Origin of the sequence: Protofrankia sp. Cr2, assembly GCF_963555885.1 — a bacterium.
In the GTDB taxonomy this organism is placed as follows: domain Bacteria; phylum Actinomycetota; class Actinomycetes; order Frankiales; family Frankiaceae; genus Protofrankia.
The window spans coordinates 1-22,580 of the sequence record NZ_CAUVXG010000008.1 but is presented as its reverse complement, the minus strand read 5'-3'; the positions used below and the strand labels follow the sequence as shown (position 1 = coordinate 22,580).

The 22,580-nt window shown below is 68.5% G+C and carries 15 protein-coding genes, 1 pseudogene and 2 riboswitches; of the genes and pseudogenes, 8 read left to right on the top strand and 8 right to left on the bottom strand.

What is annotated here, in order from left to right; genetic code table 11:
- Positions 1-36: 36 nt before the first annotated feature.
- The 4 genes from U9978_RS06340 to U9978_RS06325 form a co-directional block, all read right to left on the bottom strand.
- A complete protein-coding gene (locus U9978_RS06340) occupies positions 37-198 on the bottom strand; it encodes a hypothetical protein (RefSeq protein WP_322760108.1) in 162 nt (53 codons plus the stop codon).
- Positions 199-942 (bottom strand): hypothetical protein, encoded by a 744-nt coding sequence (locus U9978_RS06335; protein WP_322760107.1) that lies wholly within the window; start codon positions 940-942, stop codon positions 199-201.
- Positions 943-970: 28 nt separating this feature from the next.
- A complete protein-coding gene (locus U9978_RS06330) occupies positions 971-1,987 on the bottom strand; it encodes a DUF692 family multinuclear iron-containing protein (protein ID WP_322760106.1) in 1,017 nt (338 codons plus the stop codon).
- Between the two features lie 340 nt (positions 1,988-2,327).
- Positions 2,328-4,550, bottom strand: a complete 2,223-nt coding sequence (locus tag U9978_RS06325; RefSeq protein WP_322760105.1) for an MMPL family transporter — start codon at positions 4,548-4,550, stop codon at positions 2,328-2,330.
- 113 nt (positions 4,551-4,663) lie between these two features.
- Between U9978_RS06325 and U9978_RS06320 the strand changes: the two genes are divergently transcribed.
- Positions 4,664-5,374, top strand: a complete 711-nt coding sequence (locus U9978_RS06320; protein WP_322760104.1) for a hypothetical protein — start codon at positions 4,664-4,666, stop codon at positions 5,372-5,374.
- Positions 5,375-5,482: 108 nt separating this feature from the next.
- Positions 5,483-6,676 (top strand): cysteine--tRNA ligase, encoded by a 1,194-nt coding sequence (locus tag U9978_RS06315; protein ID WP_322760103.1) that lies wholly within the window; start codon positions 5,483-5,485, stop codon positions 6,674-6,676.
- A 211-nt stretch (positions 6,677-6,887) separates the two neighbouring features.
- Here U9978_RS06315 and gcvPB read toward each other — a convergent pair whose 3' ends face one another.
- Together gcvPB and U9978_RS06305 are read right to left on the bottom strand one after the other, a co-directional pair.
- Complete coding sequence (gene gcvPB, locus U9978_RS06310) at positions 6,888-9,923, bottom strand: aminomethyl-transferring glycine dehydrogenase subunit GcvPB (protein ID WP_322760180.1); 3,036 nt, start codon at positions 9,921-9,923, stop codon at positions 6,888-6,890.
- A gap of 223 nt (positions 9,924-10,146) precedes the next feature.
- Positions 10,147-10,250, bottom strand: a riboswitch (glycine riboswitch).
- Positions 10,251-10,253: 3 nt separating this feature from the next.
- Positions 10,254-10,352, bottom strand: a riboswitch (glycine riboswitch).
- 386 nt (positions 10,353-10,738) lie between these two features.
- Positions 10,739-13,006, bottom strand: a complete 2,268-nt coding sequence (locus U9978_RS06305) for a hypothetical protein (RefSeq protein WP_322760102.1) — start codon at positions 13,004-13,006, stop codon at positions 10,739-10,741.
- Positions 13,007-13,179: 173 nt separating this feature from the next.
- On the opposite strand from U9978_RS06305, the gene U9978_RS06300 reads away from it, so the two are divergent.
- The gene (locus U9978_RS06300; RefSeq protein WP_322760101.1) at positions 13,180-13,314 is read left to right on the top strand and encodes a hypothetical protein; all 135 of its coding nucleotides are present in this window, start codon (positions 13,180-13,182) and stop codon (positions 13,312-13,314) included.
- Positions 13,315-13,367: 53 nt separating this feature from the next.
- Positions 13,368-14,744 (top strand): annotated as a pseudogene (locus U9978_RS23980) (phage holin family protein); the annotation flags it as partial.
- Between the two features lie 821 nt (positions 14,745-15,565).
- Here U9978_RS23980 and U9978_RS23975 read toward each other — a convergent pair.
- The gene (locus U9978_RS23975) at positions 15,566-16,447 is read right to left on the bottom strand and encodes an MBL fold metallo-hydrolase (protein ID WP_416210867.1); all 882 of its coding nucleotides are present in this window, start codon (positions 16,445-16,447) and stop codon (positions 15,566-15,568) included.
- Positions 16,411-18,216: an ATP-binding protein gene (locus tag U9978_RS06285; RefSeq protein WP_322760099.1), complete on the bottom strand. Its 1,806-nt coding sequence runs from the start codon at positions 18,214-18,216 to the stop codon at positions 16,411-16,413. The genes U9978_RS23975 and U9978_RS06285 overlap by 37 nt, the downstream gene beginning before the upstream one ends.
- 499 nt (positions 18,217-18,715) lie before the next feature.
- Here U9978_RS06285 and U9978_RS06280 point away from each other — a divergent pair, with 499 nt between their 5' ends.
- From U9978_RS06280 to U9978_RS06265, 4 genes are all read left to right on the top strand, one after another.
- A complete protein-coding gene (locus U9978_RS06280) occupies positions 18,716-19,750 on the top strand; it encodes a YbhN family protein (protein ID WP_322760098.1) in 1,035 nt (344 codons plus the stop codon).
- Between the two features lie 286 nt (positions 19,751-20,036).
- Positions 20,037-20,477, top strand: a complete 441-nt coding sequence (locus U9978_RS06275) for a peptidoglycan-binding protein (RefSeq protein ID WP_322760097.1) — start codon at positions 20,037-20,039, stop codon at positions 20,475-20,477.
- A 212-nt stretch (positions 20,478-20,689) separates the two neighbouring features.
- Positions 20,690-21,478: a PadR family transcriptional regulator gene (locus U9978_RS06270; RefSeq protein ID WP_322760096.1), complete on the top strand. Its 789-nt coding sequence runs from the start codon at positions 20,690-20,692 to the stop codon at positions 21,476-21,478.
- 164 nt (positions 21,479-21,642) lie between these two features.
- Positions 21,643-22,580: serine/threonine-protein kinase (locus tag U9978_RS06265; RefSeq protein WP_322760095.1), on the top strand; the 938-nt coding region annotated here is incomplete at its 3' end.

Here is a 22,580-nt window from a genome sequence, read left to right as displayed (position 1 = left end):
CGCGGACGCCGAAGCCAACCGGGAACGCCAGGCCGGCTATGCGCAGTGCCCGGCATGCGCGACGATCGACCAGCTCAAGGCCATCCCACCGACCGTCACAACCTTCGCCCCGGGATCCGGCTTCGCGATCACCTCGCCACAACGGTAGGCGATCGCGATCCAACCAACCACGTCCACCGGATGGGCAACGGCCCTCATCTACAGCAGGACCCCGGCCCTGGCCGCGTTGATGACCACCCGCAGCTGGTCGGCGTCCGCGGGGACCTCGGCGGTGGCATCCCACGACCAGCGCAGTGCTGTGACGTCCTCGCCGCGGACGTAGATCCGCCGACCCTCGTCTCCGACGTACCAGGTGATGGCGGCGGCCTGGATCGGGTGCGGGGTGAGCAGCGTGACCGCTTCGTTCCAGGGCACCTCGGCACAGCGCCGCCGCAGCTGGTCGACGGCGTTGTCATGGTCGAACATGCACTCACCGACCCAGGCTCCGGCGGCCAGCCGCATGGTGCCGGGGCCGCGGTCGACCCCGACTCGCTCGGTACCGAGACGGTGCAGGGCCAGTTCGAAACGGAACGCTTCACGCACCCATTCCTCCCTGTCGCCGTGCATCCAGGTGTCGCGCAGGTAGGCGGCGAAGGCGAGCACGGACAGCTCCGGCGCGGGGAAGAAGCTTCCCGGCAGCGACCCCCGTCGGCGCCACTGCTCGCTGTCCAGGAAGGCCGCCATCCCGGGCGTGCCCTCGGTCGCATAAAAGGCGACGAAGGTCACCGGGAAGGCGTCAAGCAGGTCGGGGCCGATCCGTCCGCGCCGACGGCACGCATCCCGGTGGAACCCGCCGGTGCGGACACACTCGCCGAGCAGTTCCGATTCCTCCGCGGGTAGCGCCGCGAGGATTGCCCGGTGCCGTTGCGCCGGAGCGTACAGCGCAGCCCACGTAGCCTCCATCAACCTGGGGTAATCGACCGGCATCACGTCAGCCGGCTCCGCAGGTGGCATCGTCGGAGCACCGCTCCTGCGGGGGATCCTCCCCGGGCAGCCACCGGGGTAAGGCCGACGCCAGTCGGCAGATCGTGTGCACCAGCTCTGCCCGGGGCATCAACTCGCACTCGGCCATGAGCGCGCGCAGATTCCTCGCCCGTGGCACCAGCCGTGCGGCCAACTCCCACACCCCCGACGAAACCGTGACGGTGTGGAAGTCCTCGAAGACCCGCTCCCCACCTGGCAGTACCCGTTCGACCAGGCCGGCAAGGTGGACCTCCACCACGTGGTCCCAGCAGAAGCTGTCATCCCCCGGCTGTTCGAGCGGCCGGCCCTGCTGGCGGCGCAGCCCGTAGAGGTGACCGACGTCGATCGTGGCCAGAGCGCCGGTCCGCTCGACGATCTCGGCCATCAGCGGGAGGACGTCGGCGTTGCCCACGATGAACGGGTAGGGAGCGTTCCCGATCACGATCGGCCGGTCGATCACATCCTGAGCCCGGCAGATCCGCGGCACACACCAGTCGACGGCCTCGGGTACCAGCGGCATCGGCACCAGGTTATTGATCAATGCTTCACCGCCGCGCACCCACATCGCCAGGTCCGTGGTCACCCAGGCAACGTCCAGCTCCGCAGCGCGGTCGCGCACAGCCCTCAGGACGGAAATGTCCAGCGGGTCCGTACCTGCGAGATCGAGATCCATCGGATGCAGGGTCAGTCGCAGCCCCCGGCCGCCGAGCAGGTCCTGCGCGTGCTGGGCGAGGTCGGCCTGGTCGGAGAGGATCCCCAGGCTGTAGTAGCGAACCGGGGCAGCCGACCCATCGGCGACCGATGCCGCGAGCCGCGCCGCCGCGTCATCGGCCACCACCGCGGCAAGATCTAATTCGGTGCTCGCCTCGCAGCTGAATTCCACGCCCCGCAGCGCAGGTGCGCCCTGCAGCGCCCGTGCCACCACGTCGGTGGCGGCGTTACCGGTCGAGGCATTATCGGTCGAGGTACTGCGCACGATCGCCATCAAGACCTCCAGACCGGAACGCCATCATCCGCATCGTTTCCACCCGCCCACAGTTACAGTCCAGACGAACTCGGATGGATCGAGATTAGAGCCCCATACGTGGTCGTGACAAGACCCACAGTGGTGTCTCGACAGAATTCTCCCACCATCGTGGACGTGCACCGCAAACGCCGAGGAAGAGCGCGGCAAAAGGTCTTCCTGGTACGTCCAGGCTGTTCATTTCACTATTCTGCCTATTATTCGTTCCGCTGGTGGTCCGCCCGTTCGCCCGTTTCACCGGGAGCACACCGGGCTGCCACAGCCATGTTCTTCCGGTACCACTATTCCCGGCAGACGGTTTCTACGATGCCGCGGGCTCGGTCGGTGTCGGCCGCGACGGCGCAGCCTCGGCCAGGCCGATCCGGGAATGCAGTGCCCGCAGGGGCCGGGGCGCCCACCAGTTGGCCTTGCCGGCCAACCGCATGAACGCCGGGACCAGCACGCCCCGGATCAGGGTGGCGTCCAGGACGATCGCCAGCGCGGTGCCGAGGCCGAACATCTGCAGGAAGGTAACCGACGACGTCACAAACGCCACAAAAGTCACCGCGAGCAAAGCCGCAGCAGTGGTCACAATCCGTCCGGTGCGGGCAAGGCCGGCCGCGACTGCCTCGGCGTTGTCGACGCCCCGGTCGTGCTCCTCCTTGATCCGTGAAAGCAGGAACACCTCGTAGTCCATGGACAGACCGAAGGCGATGCAGAACAGCAGCACCGGCATGGACGTGTCCAGCGGCCCCGGAAGAAAGCCGAGCACGCCGGAAAGGTGCCCGTCCTGGAAAATCCAGACGGCGGCTCCGAGCACGGCGGTCAGCGACAGCGCACTGAGTATCAACGCCTTGATCGGCAATACGACACTACCGGTGAACAGGAAGAGGAGCACGAACGTGGCAAGCGAGATCAACCCGATGGCCAGCGGCAACCGGGCGGCGATGGTGTGCTTTCCATCGACCAGGGCGGCCGACGGCCCGCCGACGAGTACGGATGTTCCCGCCGGCGCGGGCCGTGCACGCACTGCCTTGACAAGGTCCTGACCCGCACCGGATGCGAGGTCGACCGAGGGAACCACCTCAAGGTAGGTGACGGTACCGGCGGTGAACCGGGCGTCAGCCGGGCCGGCGGGCGCCGTCTGGCGGCCGGCGGCAAAGGTGCCTGCGGCGCTGTTCACGCCGGCCACGTTCGCCACGGTCGAAAGCTCACCCGCGTACGTGGCCAGCCCGGCCGCGAACGCCGGGCCGTCCACGGGCGCCGTGCCCTGCACGACGACGGTCGTGGCCGCGGGGACGTTCGAGGAGAAGTCGGCCCGGATGATGTCGCCGACCTGGCGGCTGGCGGCGGTGTTCCGCAGCACGCGGTCATCCGGGGTGCTGAAGGAGACATGCAGGAAGGGGATCCCGAGCGCCAGCAGCAGGGCGATGGCAGGCACGCCGGTGAGTACCGGCCGACGCATGACCGCGGACGCGATGGCGCGCCAGGCGCCCGATTCGGCCACCTGCCCTGAGCGCGACCGCGCCCGGCCGACCGTGAGCGCGTTGACCCGCGGGCCGAGCAGCATGAGCACCGCGGGTACGGCCAGAAGCGCGCTGAGAACCGAGAAGACCGTGACCGCGATGCCGGCGTAGGCCATCGACTTCAGGAAGAAGGGCGGGAACACCAGCATCACCGCGAGCACCACCGCAACGGTGGCGCCGCTGAACAGGATGGTGCGGCCGGCCGTGCGCATGGTGGTCGCGACCGCGTCGGCGCGATCCGACCCCGCCGCGAGCTCCTCACGGAACCTGCTCACCATCAGCAGGGTGTAGTCGATACCCAGACCCAGCCCGAGCGCGGTGGTGAGGTTGACCGCAAAGATCGAGACGTCGGTGAGGCTGCCGAGAACGGAAAGGATGGCCAGCCCGCCGAAGATGCCGGCCACGCCGACGACCAGCGGCAGCAGGGCGGCAACGGCACTGCCGAAGGCGAGGACCAGCAGCACCATTGTGATCGGAATGGCTATCGACTCGGCCACGGCAAGGTCCTTGCTGACCTGACTGTTGACGTCCTTGTTGATGGTCGCTCCGCCGCCTGGCGTCACGGTGACGGGACCACCGTCGTCCGCGACCTTCTCGTAGCCGGTCACCAGTTTCTTGGCTCGGTCCTTATCGGGTACCCGGGCCACGACAAGGGCGCGGCGGCCGTCGGTGGAACGCAACCGAGCACCACCTCCGTCCCAGTACGAGATCACCCGATCCACCCCCGGTTCGGCGGCGAGCCGACGGACGACGTCCCTGCCACCGGCCACGACAGCTGGATCGTCGACCGTCCCCGACCGGGCCGTGACGAGGAGCACCAGGTTGGGGTGACCGCCGAAATGTGCGTCAACTGCATGCTCCGCCCGGATGGACTCCGACTGCGGATCGGCAAAGCCCCCGGTCAACAACTTCCCGAACGCCCCGACGCCGACCACGGCCGCGGCGGCCACGACCAGCAGAGCGACCAGCAAGAGCTGTTTGGGACGGCGCGTGACCACGTGCGCGAGTCTTGCGAACACCAGGACCCCCAGAGAGTTGTCATCGCTACCTACGATGACTGATAGCTGAGGGTCTGGCCGTGAAAAAGCCCCGTTTTCCGGACAGAAACCACCGCAGGCATCATCCTGATGATGTGTCGATACATCGGTGGCGGTCGCGTGGAGGATCGCAGTCGCGGGCGCCGACCTGGTACCGCGATCGGTCCGCGGTCGCGCTCCTCGCGGTCGTCGCACTCCCAGCGGCGGCGGCGCTCGCCCTGACCGGCTGCGGTCCCAGCGGCGGCGGTCCGAACGGCGGCGTCAGCTCGGGACACGCCGGCAGCACACCGAGACCGGGTTCCGTCACGAGCGCGGACGCAACGGGCACCCTGCCGAATCTGGTCGGCAAGGGTCTCCAGTTCGCCCAGGACACCGCGCAGGCGGCCAGCTTCACAACGTTGACATCTCATGACGCGCTCGGCCGCGGTCGCCACCAGATTCTCGACCGGGACTGGCAGGTCTGCGACCAGTCCCCCGCCGCCGGGACGCATCCCGTCAGCACCAAGGTCGACTTCGGCGTGGTCAAGCTCGAGGAGTCGTGCCCGGCGGCGGGATCGGTGCCCACGACCATTCCGAGTATCGGCACGACCATGCCGAACCTCACCGGCCGCTCGCTCAACGCCGTCCGGCCGGCGTTCGGGAGCAACGCGAGTATCACGTTGCACGACGCGACCGGTGGGCACCGTCCGGTAGTTGTCGAAAGCAACTGGAAGATCTGCTCGACGTCCCCGGCCGCCGGTAAGCCCTACTCCCTCGGGACCCCGGTCACCTTCAACGTCGTCAAGGTCGAGGAAACCTGTCCGTGACACGTCCCTGCGGCCGCGGGGCGACGCGGCCGGTCCAACACGATCGCCTATGCCAGCCGGCACCGGCCATCAGATGAGACGGCAGGTGAAAGGTGGCACCCTGACCATATGGATGCCCTCGCAGCGCTTTCCCGGGATCCCCTGCGGCTCAACGGCGCCGCACTGCCGATCGTCGGTCGGGCCCGGGTGTACGTCTGCGGGATCACTCCCTACGACGTCACGCACCTCGGTCACGCGTCCACCTACCTGTGGACGGATCTCGCCGTCCGGGTCTGGCGGAGTGTGGGCGTCCGAGTGGAAGTCGCACGCAACATCACCGACGTGGATGACGCGATGTTCGCCGAGGCCCGCCGGGTCGGCATGCCCTACGATCAGGTCGCCGCGATCGGGCGCTTTGCCTTCGACCGGAGCATGGCCGCGCTCGGCGTCCGCCCGCCCGACCACGAACCGACCGCCCGCGCGTCCGTCACCCATGTGATCGAGCTCGGGCAGGCTCTGCTCGCTGGCGGCCACGCGTATCTGCGCAACGGCACCGTCTACGCGCGCACCGCCGACGCCGCAGCCCATGCGGGCCTCGGCATGGACGAGGCGGTCGCGCTCGCCGCCGAGTTCAACGACGACCCGGACGACCCGCAGCGCGATGATCCTCTCGACGTGGCGGTCTGGCGTGCCGGCGACAGCGACAGCAGCATCAGAGAAGCCGGTGTCGATGGCTCGCGAGGCATCGGCCAGAGCGGGGTGAGCTGGCCGAGCCCGTGGGGTCCGGGGCGGCCCGGCTGGCACGCAGAGTGCGCAGCGATGGTGCTCAACACGTTCGGCTCCAGCGTCGACCTGCACGCCGGCGGTGCGGACCTGCGTTTCCCCCACCACGCGGTGGAGAGTCTGCTCGCCGAGCGCGCAACCGGGGTGGCACCGTTCGCCCGCGCCTGGTTCCAGGTCGGCTCCGTCCGAGTCGACGGCATCAGGATGTCGAAGTCGCTGGGCAACCTGACGCTCGTCGACGACCTGCTCGACCGGCACACCCCGGCCGCCGTCCGCCTGCTGTGCCTCGCCCGAGGCTGGCAGGACGCCTGGGACTATCACGAGTCAGCCCTGACGGGAGTCGAGGACACCCTCGACCAGCTGTATGTCGCGGCCGGGCGTGCCCGCTCCGCGCCGGACCCGGCGGCTCCTGTCGCCGTGGTCGACGCGGTCGACGCGGCGCTGCGCGACGATCTGGACGTGCCTCGGGCACTGGCGATCGCGCTCGACTCCGGTGGCGCAGGCGCCCGCCGCCTCATCGACGTCCTCGGCCTCGCCTGACCGTCCACCGTCCACCGTCCACCGTCCCCATGACGAATCCGGCTTGTTGATCCACGATCTTTCGAGGTTTGTACGGCAAAATCGGCCTTGTTGATGTTACAAACCTCAAAAGATCGCTAGTGGCTGGCCGGCGGGGTGCTGTCGGCGGCGGGGTCAGCCGGCGGGGGTCGAATCCGGGCCGGCGGGGGTGCTGTCCGGGCCGGCGGCGAGGTCAGTTGGCGGTGTCCGGGCCAGCGTTGCTGTCCAGGTCGGCACCGGCCTGCATGGGCGGGCAGGTGCAGAACAGGTGGCGGTCACCATAGGCACCGTCGATGCGGCGGACCGGCGGCCAGTACTTCGACGTGCGTAGCGACACGACCGGATAGGCCGCGACGGTGCGCGGGTACGGATGCGCCCACTCGTCGGCGACCAGCACCGAGGCCGTGTGCGGGGCGTTGCGCAGGGGGTTGTCATAGACGGGCCAAGTGCCCTTGCCGACCTCGTCGGCCTCCCGCCGGATCGAGATCATCGCATCGCAGAACCGGTCGATCTCGGCGAGGTCCTCGCTCTCGGTCGGCTCGACCATCAGCGTCCCGGGCACCGGGAACGACATCGTCGGCGCGTGGAAACCGTAGTCGACGAGGCGCTTGGCCACGTCTTCCACAGTCACCCCGGTCCGCTTCGTCAACGGGCGTAGGTCCAGGATGCACTCGTGCGCCACCAGGCCATCACGCCCGGTGTAGAGAATGGGAAAGGATGACGCCAGCCGGTGGGCGATGTGGTTGGCGTTGAGGACCGCCACCGACGTGGCCTGGCGCAGGCCGTCCGCGCCCATCAGGCGGATGTACGCCCAGGGGATCATCAGGATGCCCGCCGACCCCCATGGCGCCCCGCTGATCGCTCCGATGCCCGTGCGCGGCCCCGCATCCGGCAGCAGCGGATGATTGGGCAGGTAAGGCGCGAGCCGCTCGACCACCGCGACCGGACCGACCCCCGGGCCACCGCCGCCGTGCGGGATGCAGAACGTCTTGTGCAGGTTCAGGTGGCTCACGTCCGCACCGAACATCCCAGGCTTGGCCAGCCCCACCAGGGCGTTCAGGTTCGCGCCGTCCACATAGACCAGGCCGCCGCAGGAGTGCACCAGATCGCACGCCCGCCCGATGCCCTCCTCATAGACACCGTGCGTCGACGGGTAGGTCACCATGAGCGCGGCAAGCCGGTCGGAGTGCGCCGCGGCCTTGGCGGCCAGATCGGCCAGGTCGACGTTGCCGCCGGTGTCGCAGGCCACCACGACGACCTGCATCCCGGCCATGACTGCGCTGGCCGCGTTCGTCCCGTGCGCCGACGACGGGATCAGGCAGACGTCACGGGTGGGCGCATCCGGCGGATTGTGGTCACGATGGTAGGCGCGGATCGCCAGTAGTCCGGCGAGCTCGCCCTGGCTGCCCGCGTTCGGCTGGAGCGACACGGCCGCGTACCCGGTGATGGCGGTGAGCCACTCGGTGAGATCACCAATCAGCTCCAGATAGCCGGCGGCCTGGTCCAGTGGGGCGAACGGGTGGATGTCGGCGAAGTCCGGCCAGGTCACCGCCGCCATCTCGGTCGTCGCGTTGAGCTTCATCGTGCAGGATCCAAGCGGGATCATGCCACGATCGAGCGCGAGGTCCTTGTCCGCGAGACGGCGTAGATAGCGCAGCATGGCCGTCTCGGACCGGTGCTGATGGAACACCGGGTGACTGAGATAGCCGGTGGTACGCGACAGCTCCGCCGGAATCGCCGTGTCGACATCGGTGCCGCCATCCGAGCCGGCACCCGGGCCGACGCTGCCGCCGGGCTCCAGCGCGGCTGCCAATCCAGCTGGCAGCCCAGCTGGCAGCCCGGATACCAGCGCTGGGCCCGCTGTGCCTGCTATGGCGCCGGCATCCGGACCCGGCATCGTGGGATGTGCGGGCAGCGGCAACGCCGGGACGCCGAACGCCGCCCACACAGCGTGCAGGTCCGCGTCCAGCGTCGTCTCGTTGCAGGAGACACCGACGTGGTCGGCATCGACCAACCGCAGGTTCAGCCCGCCGGCGAGCGCCGCGGCGACAACCTCCGCCGCCCGGGACGGCACGAACGCGAGCACCGTGTCGAAGAAGTAGTCGTGGACGACCTGGACGCCACCGGCACGAAGTCCGGTGGCAAGGCGGACCGCGTGGTCGTGCACCCGCTCGGCGATCGCGGTCAGGCCGTCGGGACCGTGATGGACGGCGTACATCGACGCCAGCACCGCCGGCAGCACCTGCGCCGTGCAGATGTTGCTGGTCGCCTTCTCCCGGCGGATGTGCTGCTCCCGGGTCTGGATGGCGAGCCGGTAGGCACGATGGCCGTCGGCGTCCACCGACACACCGACAAGCCGGCCCGGAAGCGACCGCTCCAGACCGTTACGGACGGCGATGAAACCGGCATGCGGGCCGCCGAAGCTCAGGCCCAGGCCGAACCGCTGCGTGCTGCCGACCGCGATGTCCGCACCGAGCTCGCCCGGCGGGGTGAGCAGGGTCAGCGCCAGCGGATCGACCGCGACCGCGACGATGATCCCGCGGTCGCGCGCCTGCTCGACCACGGTTCGCGGGTCCCGCAGAGCGCCCTCGGCACCGGGATAGGCGAGCAGGACGCCGAACGCCGACTCGGCGAGGTGCTCGGGAAGGACGGTTGACAGATCCGCGACCACCACGTCGATACCGAGTGCCTCGGCACGGGTCCGGACCACCGCGATCGTCTGCGGCAACGTGTCCTCGTCCACGATGAACCTCGGGCCCAGGTCCTTGGTGACCCGGCGGGCGAGCTGCATGGCCTCGGCGGCCGCGGTCGACTCGTCCAGCAGCGAGGCTCCCGCCACCGCCAGGCCCGTCAGATCTGTGATCATCGTCTGGAAGTTCAGCAGCGCCTCCAGCCGTCCCTGGGAGATCTCCGGTTGGTACGGCGTGTACGCGGTGTACCAGGCCGGGTTCTCCAGAACGTTGCGCTGGATCACCCCGGGCATGACCGACGGGTGGTATCCGAGACCGATCATCGACGGCACCCGGCGGTTGCGGCTGCCGAGGCGACGCAGCTCCGCGAGTACCTCCGGCTCGGTCACCGCGGGAGGCAGGTCAAGCCCGCTGTCGCGGATCACTGCCGGCACAGCGGCCGCGGTAAGGGCCTCCAGGCTGGCGTAGCCAAGCTCGGCGAGCATCGCCTGACGCTGATCGGCGTCCGGACCGATATGGCGGTCCACGAAGGTGACCATCTCACCGGTCACCGACCCGGCCGGGTACGCGGCGGGTTGCACGGCCCGCGCCGGGCCTGTCCCGGATGCAGCCGGCGCCGGCGCCGGGGGGACAGGCGACAGCGAGACGGTTGATCGTGATGTGGACGGACCGCCTGCGGATGAGGGAGGGTTCGTATGCACGGTCGAAGCGCTCCAGAGGTCGGGCAACTCGGCGGACCCGCCGGTTGCGGCTGACCTCCCCCTCTGTACATCTGCCTGAGAGTTTCACCCGTCGCAACCGGCCGGCGGACCGGTGCGCCTGGCTTTCACCGTCGGCGGGACGTCTACGGCGTCCACTTTCCAGAGCTGCCTGACCCGGCGGTTGCTTCAGCCTGAGAGTTTATGGGGAGATCTTGCTCCTTCGGCGCCACGGGCTGGCGTGCCGTGGACTCTCCCGCGCAGGTGTGAGCGGCATCGATGTGCAGTTGTGTAACTACGCGGTAGTCGTTCGGGAGTCATGCAGTCGGGCAACCAAGCCGATCCTAGGGTTTCCCGTGACTCGCCGCCACACTCAATTGGCACAGTTCATATGAAATGGTATGAACGTCAGAATTTTATAATGATCGAACCTCCTGAGAGCGCCCGGCAATAGGGGCGTGGGTGAAGGAGCGGGGGTGGGGTGCGTGCATCGCAAGGCGGAGGAGGGAGGCGCCCTGGTTGTGGGCGTCGACCGACGGAGCCGGGGTACCCGTGCCTCGCGAAGCGATGGACGGGGAGCGATGCGGCGAGGTGCGCGCCCCGGCCCCGCGACGCCGCGCCCCCTATTGCCGGTCGCTCTAAGTGATTCCGCGGTTTCAGCCCCACCCGCGACCTTCCAGTGGCTGACCCGCTATGGGACGGCGGTTCAGCTCCGCTACGGTCGGGATAAGGTCACCGATGGTGGCGTAGTCAACCGCGACGAACGTCGGCAACCGCCCATGTACGCTCTGACACGCCCACACATGATCAAGCAGGGACGTCCGCCGATTCACCACGGCAGCGTCAGCCCGGCTGCTCGCGGTCCGGGTGATCCAATGGTTGATCAGAACGATGGCTGGTTTCCGGGGGCCGCGGCCGAAGGAACAGTTGAAGCCGTCGGACGAGGACACCTCGAACGAGGTGTCAGCCGCATATCGGAAGAACCCCCGGTAGAAGGAACCCGGGACGTCGGCGCTCTCGGCGAACACGACCAGTCGGCGGTTTTTCTCAACCATCGAACCGAGGGACGGCCAGTCGCCGCCCGGATCCATGGGCGGGGTCAACGCATAGCGGCCGAGCCCCGCCGCGCTGAAGACCGCCATCACCTCGGCCGCGGGCGCCCCGTCCTGGATGATCAGAGTGACGACCTCGGTCGGGTTCGCGTCAAGCCACGCGCGAAGTCGGGTCAGCTCCGTATCGAGGCTGAGCGCTCCGAGCTGGCAGATGTCGTGGCAAAGCCACAGCCCCGCATGCTGGGACCGGGCGCCACGCGTGAACGGTTCGAGGATGGCGCGCTCGTCCGGTGGGAGCGCGTTGAAGAACGTCTCCACCTCGTCGGGCTGCGTCCAGTGGTGGACGTCGATCAACAACGCCCGGACGCCTGCGTTCAACTGCCCGATCAGATCGGGATCCTGGGCCGCCCCGAGGAAGCGCGCGTCGCTGGCGGCCATGGCATTGTGCGTCGCTGCGTACACCACATCGGTGTAACGACGACTGCAGAGCAGATCCGAACCATTACAGATCCGCGCCGCCGGCGCGACCGGCATGGGCAGGACGATCCAACACAGGGCAGTGATCGCCGCCGACGCTGCCACCAACGTCTCCCAGCGTCGCCGACGCGCGGTCGACCGGACGAGCGTCGCCATCCCAGACATGATCATCGCAAGGCCGACAGCCACCACCAATGGGATTGCCGCGAATCCCAGCCAGCGACGCTGGGCCTGACCGATCAGACCCGCCCAGATGTCGCCGAGCATCGCCCGCACGCTCACCGGGAGCGAGGATGCGGGGCCCGTCAACGCCGCGAGCGGGTCACCGATCACATTCGGGAGCACACCCCCGACCGCCAGCGCGGTGATCCCGGATGCGGCAAGCGCGGTGACCACCAACCGCGAGCCGCTACCGCCATGGCGACGAACGACGACACATCCGGCCGCAAGCACCGCCAGTTCCAGCCCCGCGAACCCACTGATGGCCAACAGCACACCGGTCGAGCCGAGTCGGTGAACGGCGTGCGCCGCGGACATACCCGGCGAGGCGGGCAACCCGGCGAGTGCGGGCCCGAGATCGAGCGTCGTGCCACCGCCGACCCGGCGGCGCAGGTCGGCGATGGCCGCCTCGTCCCCGTGGAAGACCAGCGGACCCGCTACCGCCAGCGCCGACGTCAGGTCGCCAGCCCGCAGCAGCGCCACCAACTGTTCATGCACGGCCAGACGCTCGCGGCCGTCCAGTCTGCCAGCCCGATCAAGAATGACGTCGGCAACCTGGTCAGCCTGCTGGGGCGAGAGCCGGACCGTCCCGATCGACGGCACGCCAGCCGGCGGGCGCCCCATGGACAACTGATCAAGCGCGTTGAGCAGACCGACGGTGAACCGACTCACGTCGTCCACCGGGTATGTCGTGGCACCGGCCACCTCGCCGGCCAGGTAGGTGCTGGCGAGTTGGGAGATGTTGGCCAGCACCGGCCGCAGGTCGATACGCAGGTAGAGCATGTCGCCATTGCCGCCCAGATACCCTGCGGTCCGTTCGGCGAGGCTGGCGGCCACACCCCGTAACGACGAAGGCGGAACAACGACCCGCAGATTCGCGGTCAGCACCGACTGGTCCACCGGGAGACCGGCGAAGAACTGACCGGAGACTTCGACGACCCGTGGGTCGGGCAGCACCTCGCTGTAGAAGCGCTCATATACGTTGGCGTCGGCAAGCACCCGCTCGTAGTAGTCGGGCTGCTGCACAGTGCCGTGAACGGTGAGCAGGGCAACTGTGACCGGCCAGCACAATGCGGCGATCACGACAACCACCACGCGCAGCGGCCCGTCCCATTGGTGGCGCGAGTAGGCGGACTCATCGCCGTGCGGACCCGAGGGGGCGCGAGTGCCGCTCACCGCGTCCCTGCGCCCCCTTCGTCCCGCCGCATCGTCCCGCCCCGCCTCGTCCCGCCGCCCCGGCTTGATCGCCTCGCGCACCGGCCAGCGCGCCCCGGAGCCGTCCGGACGGTTCGGGCTTGTCTCCCATGGTGCGCGATCGAAGGATCCGCCACGGCCGAACCGGAATGAAGGTGCCGCATTCGAACATCGCCGACCTCATCGCCGTCGCCGTCGACGCCACTGACATCGAGATCGAGATCGAGATCGAGATATTGCCGGGCGCTCGTGGAGTCCAGCTCGCGACAACCCGGCGGACATCCGGTTGACGGTTTCTTAATGATCATGAATTCGCGTGGACGCCGGTTAGTCTGCGCTGGAGATGGTTGCGGATCGGTCCGGTGCCGCGGGCACCACCCCGGACACAGCGGGGCGGTTCATGCTGCCCCGACGCAGCCGAACCCGGCTGGCCGGTGCCGGCCGACTTCTGCGCGGACGACTACGCCTCGGTGGCGTCGTGCTGCGCGGGATGACGCCGACGCCACGGCGGCTGCTGCGGGTCATCCGGTCGGCTGTGGCGAGCGGGCTCGCGCTCGGCCTGGCGTTCGCGTTCCTGCCCGGCATCGAGGTGGACAGCCTCGCCGGGCTGATGCGACTGGTCGTCATCCTCGCGGTGGTCGGCGCGGTACTGCGGCCCGTCCTCGTTGCGCTCGCGGTCGCCCTGGGTGGGATCGCGGTGCTCTTCATCGGCCTGTTCGCACAGACTCTCGTGATCTATGTAGCACTGCATATCGAACCGGATGTCAGCTTTCGCGGCTTCGGCGCGGCCGTCGGCGTCGCCTGGACCACCGCGGTGATCGCGGCGATGGTCGGCTGGCTGGCCGATGCGGGCAGCGACGAGACCTTCATCGGCGAGGTCATGCGCCAGGTTGCCCGGTACGGCAGCGACGACAGTCCCCCGTTCGACGGCCCCGGGGTCGTCATCATCCAGATCGACGGGCTGTCCGCACCGCTGCTGCGATGGGCGGTGACCGCCGGGAACCTACCGACCCTGAGTCGGTGGGTCCGCTCGGGCTCGCACCGGTTCATCGAATGGCACACGGGAATGCCGTCGACGACCCCGACCAGCCAGGCCGGCATCCTGCACGGAGCGTCACGGTACGTACCCGCCTTCCGTTGGTACGAAAAGGACGCCGGGCGTCTTATGGTGACCAATCGGCCACGCGACGCCGCCGAAATCGAACGACGGTTCAGCAACGGACGCGGCCTGCTCGCGGACGGCGGAGTCAGTATCAGCAACGCATTCTCCGGGGACGCCCCACACAGCCTGCTCACCGTCAGCCGGGCTGGGTTGCCAGGGCGGCGGGCCCGTGGGTATGCGTCGTTCGCGGCCAGCCCGCAGGGCCTGGCCCGATCGCTGGTCCTCACCATCGGCGAAATGATCAAAGAAGTGCACCAGGCCCGCAAGCAGCGCCGGGACAACATCCTCCCCCGGGTCCGGCGCGGTGGTTCCTACATCGCGCTACGCGGGCTGACCAACGTCCTGCTGCGTGACCTCAACGTCACCTTCATCGCCGAGCAGATGGCCCGTGGCGTGCCCGTGGTGTTCTGCGACTTCGTCGACTACGACGAGGTGGCCCACCATGCCGGACCGAACCGGCGGGAGTCCCTGCAGACCCTGGAGGGCATCGACCGGGTGCTGGCGATGCTGGAGCGAGTTGCGGCGAACGTCCAACGCCCGTACACGTTCGTAGCCCTTTCCGATCATGGACAGAGTCAGGGTGCGACGTTTCGCCAACGCTACGGACGCTCCTTCGCCGACACCGTCCGCGGTCTGCTGACCCCCGGTGCCGCCGCGACCGCCGCCACCGGCACAGTCGAGGACTGGGGCCCGGTCAACACACTGCTCACCGAGGTCACCGGCGGTGACACCGGTGACGGACCCAGCCGGCGTATTCTGCGCCGCCGGACCGACGACGGCCAGGTCACGTTGGGCCCGTCCAGACGTGAGGTCACACTCGACCCGCAACGACCAGATCTTGTCGTTGTCGCGTCCGGGAACCTGGCCATGGTCTACCTGCCGCAGGTGGCCGGACGCGCCGATCTCGAACACCTGGAGTTCCTGCATCCGGCGCTCGTTCGGGGCCTGATCAGCCATCCCGGCGTCGGGTTCGTCGTCGTGCGCTGCCATGGGCACGGCCCGGTCGCCTTCGGTGCCCGCGGGCGGATGTTTCTGGACACCGGAGTGGTCGAGGGCGAGAACCCGCTGCTCGGGTACGGCTCGCGAGCCGGCGCGGACCTGCTTCGCCACCAGCAGATGGACCATGTCGGTGACATCGTCGTGGTGAGCCGGGTGGACCCGGCAACCCGTGAGGTCGCCGCCTTCGAGGAGCTCGTGGGCTGCCACGGTGGGCTCGGTGGGGACCAGACCCGCGCGGTGCTCGTCTACCCAGCGGGCTGGCCCGCCCCGGCCGGTCCGATCGAGGGACCGGACGCGATCCACCACCAGCTCGTCGGATGGCTGGAACAGCTCGGGCTGCGCCGGGAGTCGCTACCGGCGGCCCGCGCCGCCGACGACGATCAGCCGTTGTCGGCGGAAGCGGTTGGGATGGCGTTGCCCGGCGCGGTTGCCGACTCCCCGTGCGCGAGTACCCGGACCTCGGCGGGCAGACGGGCGGCATCGGCCAGCCGGGCGAACTCGCGTCCAGGTTCGTGAAAGCGATCGGGCCGCACGCGGTCGAGGCCCATCGGCCAGAGCGTCCCGTAGTGGATGGGCACGGCGATCGCCGGCGCCGACGGGCCCGGTGCCGTCCGGGGTGATCCTGTCCCGGCGGCGGGCATCGTCCCGGCGGCGGGCATCGTCCGCCGCACCGCCTCCACCGCGCCGGCCGGGTCGATGTGCCCGGGGCCGAGGTTAGGGCCCCAGCCGCCAACCGGGACAAGGGCGATATCGATCCCGAGCGGGGCGAGATCGGCCATGGCGTCGTGTAGCGCGGTGTCCCCGGCGAACCAGGCCGTGGCTGTCCCGGTGATCACAAAACCGAGCGCCGGGCCACGGTGGCGCGACCACGGGCCACGGGAGCCGTCGTGACGCGCGGGCACGGCCAGCACGTCCAGGCCGCCACCGCCGTTCGGCGCCGGTACCCGCGTGCGGTCCCCCGGCACCATCTCCACGCAGCGCTGCGCGAGCGTCGGATGCCGGCGGCGCAGCAGGGCCGCCGCGCCGCGCGGAACCAGGATCGGCACGGTGGGCGGCAGCAGCCGAAGCGACGGGATGTCGAGATGATCGGCGTGCAGGTGGGAGACGAGCGCCGCGTCCACCTGTACGGCCGCCGCCGCGGGGCGTGCGCCGGCACGCCGGCGCAGGTGCGCGACCCGCATCCCGAGGACGGGATCGGTGAGCAGTCGGGTGCCGGCATCGGCGATCAGAACTGTGCTGTGCCCCCACCACGTGACGTCCACCCCGCCAGTGTGCCCGCCGCCGGGAACTGCGGGCCGGCGATGTAGAAGACTCCCTGGCCGACCGTCTTCGCCGAGCCGATGGCGAGCGCCCCTTCGTCCCGCAGCTCGCTGAGTACCCGAGACGCCTGCATCGATCGCAGACCGAAGCAGTCGATGAGATCGCCGGCTCGCACCGACCCCTGTTCGGTGACCAGTTCCACCACGAAGGGCTTTGCCTCCTTCGGCGGGACGCGGAAGTAGGGCAGCCGAGCGGCCAGCAGCTCACGTGCCGCGTCGCCGAATCGGAAGCCTGTTCTGCCTGTGCTCATCGAAGTGATCAGCATGGAGCTGCCACCGATGCCTTCGCGCCGTGCCCGCGCCAACGCCTCGGCCGCTTCCTCCTGGGACTTCTGCAGCAGTGGAGCGAGAACTCCCTCGTCCACCCGAGGATGATCCAGGAGCCGATAAATAATCAGAGCGATATCCACGTCCGCTCGGGCGTCGTCACTCAGCAACGAGGTCAGATCGGTGACCGGCTCGACCGGATTACCGCCGATGAGCACACAGCGAACCGCGTCCGTGGTCTGTGTGATCACCGGTGGTCGATGCCCGAGGAGAATCATCTCACGGTACATGCGGTCCACACCGATCGCCTCGCGCTCGGCGAGCCGCAGGCTCCGCATGACATTCGCGAGATGCGGATTCGTCGGCCGTGACGTCGTGGTCAGGACATTCGATATGTTCACACCGGACGGAAAACGCCCGGGTGAAGTGACGACAAGCTGATCGCCGAGATGTTCGATGGTAATTGCTTCCGGCCGGGTCCAGTCCCGGTGCATGATGGCATTGATAATTGCCTCACGTGCCGCGGGGCGGGGAATCGCGTCGCCGATCCCCCGCGCTCCCAGCCGCACCGGGTGCACACGCTGGTTCGCCAGCCGGATGGAGAATTCCACCTCGTTGAACTCGACCAGCAGAGATCGGCCCGGTTCATCCAGGCGCACCTGAGTATCAGCCCCCGGCCGCACTCGCCGAATGTAGTCGAGGTGCGACCGGTCGTTATCCGTCACCGCAAACAGTAGCGCCCCCGCCCGGGTCAACCTACCGATCGCCGGGTCGAGGACGCCGAGAGCACGCAACAACTCCTCATCCGGTCGGGATGCCAGGGCCACCCGGCTGGCTTCCTCGGTAGCCCGCAACACCTGTCGGGCCACGAGGAGGGCCGCCAGATCGACGTCGGCAAACCGCATCGGAGTCAGCTCGGCGGACCAGTCGACATAGCGGCGAACCAGTGCCGCATGGTCCACACCGGTCATCTCCACACAGTGCGCTCCGACCCGATGCTTGTATCGGCCGCCGGACGCCTTATGCGCGGTCAGACCCGCACTGACGACGACGGCCAGCAAACGCTCCCCACCCTCAGCAGAGATCGTTTCGACGTCGACAGCGAGATGCGGATCGGTGAGCTCCCAGATGCGATGCCGAAGCCACTCGGGATTCAGATCAGTGCCGATGAACGCAGCCGGGCCAGCAGCCTTGTCATCGACGCCCACGATTGCGACGCCACCGCGGGCGTTCGCGAAACAGCACGCGGCGTCTGCCAAATCGCGAGCGGTCGGTTCGTGTTGAGTACCGCCAGCCGTCATCGAGCTGCCCATCGAGCGCCGAGACTGATCTTCCTTGAAGTCCAACGTCTCAGTTTCGACGTCGGCGGCGCGGAGGCCCGCATAGACGGTCGCGAGCGCCGTGGACGCCTCAGCGCGTCTGGGATCACGCCAGGTGGAAGTCACGATGCGACCACCACGGGGAGGCTAAGTCGATACTTCACAACTATGAAGTATAAGGTTCTAGCCAAGCAAGGCTTGGTCCGCTCCTTCACCAGCGAGCCGAGGACACACAACGTAACCGCCATCCTCCCCCACCGGGCACGCTCGGTGCGATAGTGACCCGCGCCGAATGCATGGTCATCCAGCTCCGGGATGATGGACCGGTGCGCGAATATGGATCAGCCGTAGGGCAGCTCGCCGGCGGGTCACCATGAGCCCCGGCACGAGAGCTCGCAGGGCCACCCATGTGGCGGACGGCCCCGTCCTCGGCCACCCATGGTCCGGTTGCGCCGACGCCTGCCGGCTGATCCCCGAGGAACCGATGACCGACGCACCGGACCCGACCGAAACATCATCATTTGGTGAATTTCGGTAACAATACGCGGATGACAGCCGTGGCCTCCGACAGCATGGATGCGTGATGTCGGTGCGGGTGCCGAGGTGGCTGCGTCGAGGAGCCTCGGTGGTGGTGCTCCTACTCGTCATCGAGTACGCGCTGTTGCCACAACTCGCAGGCGCACGCAAGGCCCTGGAGACACTGTCCGACGTTGAGCCGACGTATCTCGCCATCGGCCTGTTTCTGGAAGCGGCGTCACTGCTTGCGTACGCAATGCTGACCCGCAGTGTGCTTGCCCGCGAAGGCCGGCCGTCGCTGTGGACGCTGGCGCGGATCGACGTGACGTCGCTCGGTGTCAGCCATATGCTGCCCGGCGGTGCCGCCACCGCGAGCGCGCTTCGCTACCGTCTACTCCGCAGCGCCGGGGTCGGTGCATCCGAAGCGGTGTCCGCCGCCGCGATCCAGGGCGCCGGCTCAGCGGTCGTCCTGAACGTGATGCTGTGGATCGGTCTCCTGGTCTCCATTCCCACCCGGGGCGGCAACCCGATCTACGGCACCGCGGCCGCGGTCGGGACGCTGCTGATCGCGGCCATATTCGTCGGGGTGGCACTGCTCACCCGCGGGAGCGACCGGACCGTCCGCATCGTCCGTGCCGTCGCAGGCCGTCTCCCGGGGGTGTCGCCGAGCAGCGCCGAAGACCTCATCCGCACCCTTGCCGATCGCCTTCGAGTCCTCGGCAAGGACAAACCCCTGCTCATCAAGGCGACGGTGTGGGCGGCCGCGAACTGGTTGCTTGACGCCGCATCCCTATGGGTGTTTTTGTATGCTTATGGTCACGCAACAGCGCTGGACGGCCTTCTGATCGCCTACGGAATCGCCAACGTGCTGGCAGCTATTCCCATCACACCCGGCGGGCTCGGGATCATCGAAGGAGTACTCGTACCGACGCTCGTGGGTTTCAGTACGACCCGGGCCATCGCGCTGCTCGGGGTAGTGACCTGGCGACTGGCGAACTTCTGGCTTCCCATCCCGGCCTCGGCTCTGACCTACCTGTCGCTACGGACCGGGCCTCTGTTGCACCGACGGCTACCGGCCCAACGCCCATGGACGGCCCCAAACACGATCAACGATGAAACGATCAACAAGGAGACGACCGCCTAAGAGCGACCGGCAATAGGGGGCGCGGCGTCGCGGGGCTGGGGCACGCACCTCGCATCGTTGTCGTCGGTCGACACCCAACACCTCCGGTGCCTCCCTCCTCCGCCTCGCGATGCACGCACCCCAGCCCCGCTCCTTGATCCACGCCCCTACTGCCGGGCGCTCTAAGGCAGGCCACGGTCATCGCCAACCCCGAAATGCAACCGATGGGAATAGAATTATTACTCACAGTGAATGATGGTGGCCGCCATAGGTCGCCGCAGGGACCAAGCACTGAAGGAGAGCGACCATGGCACTGACCTGGCCCATGCAGAAAAGCGGCAAAACCGGTGAAACGGTGCGTACCGTACAGTTCCTGCTCCGCGTACAGGGGTACACGGTGGCCATCGACGGGAATTTCGGACCACGAACCGAAGCAGCGGTGCACGGCTTCCAGTCGTCACAGGGGCTTACGACCGACGGCGCAGTGGGCGACCAGACCTGGTCGAGGCTCATCGTGGTCGTCCGCCAGGGCGATCGCAGCGAGAAGGGCGACGCGGTACGTGCCGTCCAGGACCAGGCGAACTTCCGCGCCGGGGATCCCGCTCACCCCTTCCCGGTGGACGGAGTATTCGGCGCGCTGACCGACGCGTGGGTGCGAGGGTTCCAGCAGGGCGTCGGAATCAACGCCGACGGGGTCGTCGGACCGGTCACCTGGAACCATCTCGTCAACGAAGAGCTCAACACCTGACCCGCACGACTACCGGCCCGTCGAGTGATCAGGGCAGGGTGATACCGAAGGCCGGCATCGGAGACTCCAGTCGACGTTGCCGGCCTTCGACGTTGCCGGCCTTCCCCGCCGTGCCGGTAGCCCCAGCCTCGCGAGATCCCGAACCCGAGGTTGCCATACGGTGCATCGCGATATATCGTGAGCGTACGCGATACACCGCTTAGGAGGATCACATGGAAACACACGGACTGCCAGGGCCGTGGCCCTGGGGGCACGGCAGGTCCCACAAACACGGCGGGCACGACGAGCATGGTGGACACGGCGGGCATGGCTGGCATGGCGGGCACCGGTTCGACGACGCCCGGATGGCCACCGCCGAAGGTCGCGGCGGGTGGCGGCACGGCGGCCCGGGGGGACCGGGCGGATCCGGACACATCCCCCCGGTCCCTCCGGGCTTCGGCTTCGGCTTCGGCCCGGGCTTTGGTTCAGGCGGCCCAGGCTTCTTCGGAGGCCGCGGCCGCGGTCGCGGTCCGAAAGTCCGTCGTGGGGACGTCCGCGCGGCGATTCTCGCCCTACTCGCCGAAGCGCCGATGCACGGCTACCAGATGATCAATGAGTTGGCCGAACGCAGCCAGGGAGCGTGGCGGCCGAGCCCGGGATCGGTCTACCCGGTCCTCGCACTGCTCACCGACGAGGGCCTCGTACGCGCCGAGGAAAACGACGGCAAGCGGGTATTCCACCTGACCGACGCCGGCCGCGCCCACACCGACGCCCGAGCGGGCGAGCCCAGGCCCTGGGATACCGCCGCGGCCGCCGCCGACGAGGGTCTCACCGACCTGCGGTCGCTGGCATTCGGCGTGGGCGCAGCCGTCATGCAGGTCGCTCAGGCCGGCAGTGACGCCCAGATCAAGGCAGCACAAGGAATTCTCACGGACACCCGCCGGGCGCTCTACCGGATCCTTGCCGATGATGAGCCGGACGAGCCGGACGAGCCCATGGCCGAGGACGGCCGGGCGCTCTGAACCGGCCTCACCATGGCCCCGCGGTGAGGCTGATCCGACCACATGCAAAGAGTTACAAATAATTACGAAAAGTCACGACCCTGGTGCCGGCGAATCCGGCTGGACATCACCCGTCACCGAGATGGTGTGATGGGTGGGATCTCTCCGGGGAAGGGGCTCGTGCCGTGCGGAAACTTGGCTCTGGCTATGTGCTGCACGAACCAATCGGGCGCGGCGCGTTCGGCCAGGTCTGGCGAGGGGCCACGGTGGCGGGCGATCGCCAGGTGGCCGTGAAGGTCCTGCGCGGCGAACTCGCGGACGACCCCGAGGTCGTCGCCAGGTTCGTCCAGGAACGGTCCGTACTGCTCGGGTTCAATGATCCACATCTTGTCACCGTCCGTGACCTCGTGGTCGAAGGCGACACCCTCGCGATCGTGATGGACCTCGTCAACGGTGTGGACCTGCGGGTGTACCTCCGGGAGCGGGGAAAGCTCACCATCCCGGCGGCGGTCGCCCTGACCTGCCAGGTGTTGCGTGCGCTGACGGTCGTACATGCGGCCGGCGTCGTCCACCGCGATCTCAAACCCGCGAACGTGCTCATCGACCTCACCGACCCGGACGATCCGCAAGCGCGGCTTACGGACTTCGGCGTGGCCAGGCTCGCCCACGGCCGGTCGCTGACCCGCCTCACCGGCGCGATCGGGACGCCGCTCTACATGGCGCCGGAACTGGCACAGCACGAGCATGCGCAACCCTCCGCCGACGTCTACAGCGCAGGAGTCATGCTCTATGAACTCCTGACCGGTCATCCACCCTTCTCCGCGCCGCACCCAATCGCGTTACTGCGCGCCCATATGGAGGACGCACCCGAACCCATCGCCGATATCCCGCCGCCACTGTGGGACATGATCGCGTGGATGCTCGCCAAGGACCCGGCTGCCCGTCCCAGCGCGACCGAGTCCAACGGCGAGCTGACCCGGCTCGCGCGCTCCGGCTTCCAGCCGGCAGCCCCGCCGTCACGTGATGCCGATCACGGCACTGGTGCTGCGGCTGCCACCGCGACCGGGGAGTCGGACGCCGGCGTGACCGCGCTGATTCCCCCAGACGCGACGATCGTGACTCC

Excerpts from the sequence above, each read along its gene's own strand:
- U9978_RS06340 (WP_322760108.1), bottom strand. The coding sequence starts at position 198 with ATGAGGGCCGTTGCCCATCCGGTGGACGTGGTTGGTTGGATCGCGATC.
- U9978_RS06335 (WP_322760107.1), bottom strand. The coding sequence starts at position 942 with ATGGAGGCTACGTGGGCTGCGCTGTACGCTCCGGCGCAACGGCACCGG.
- U9978_RS06330 (WP_322760106.1), bottom strand. The coding sequence starts at position 1,987 with ATGGCGATCGTGCGCAGTACCTCGACCGATAATGCCTCGACCGGTAAC.
- U9978_RS06315 (WP_322760103.1), top strand. The coding sequence starts at position 5,483 with ATGGATGCCCTCGCAGCGCTTTCCCGGGATCCCCTGCGGCTCAACGGC.
- gcvPB (WP_322760180.1), bottom strand. The coding sequence starts at position 9,923 with ATGGTCACCTTCGTGGACCGCCATATCGGTCCGGACGCCGATCAGCGT.
- U9978_RS06275 (WP_322760097.1), top strand. The coding sequence starts at position 20,037 with ATGGCACTGACCTGGCCCATGCAGAAAAGCGGCAAAACCGGTGAAACG.
- U9978_RS06270 (WP_322760096.1), top strand. The coding sequence starts at position 20,690 with ATGGAAACACACGGACTGCCAGGGCCGTGGCCCTGGGGGCACGGCAGG.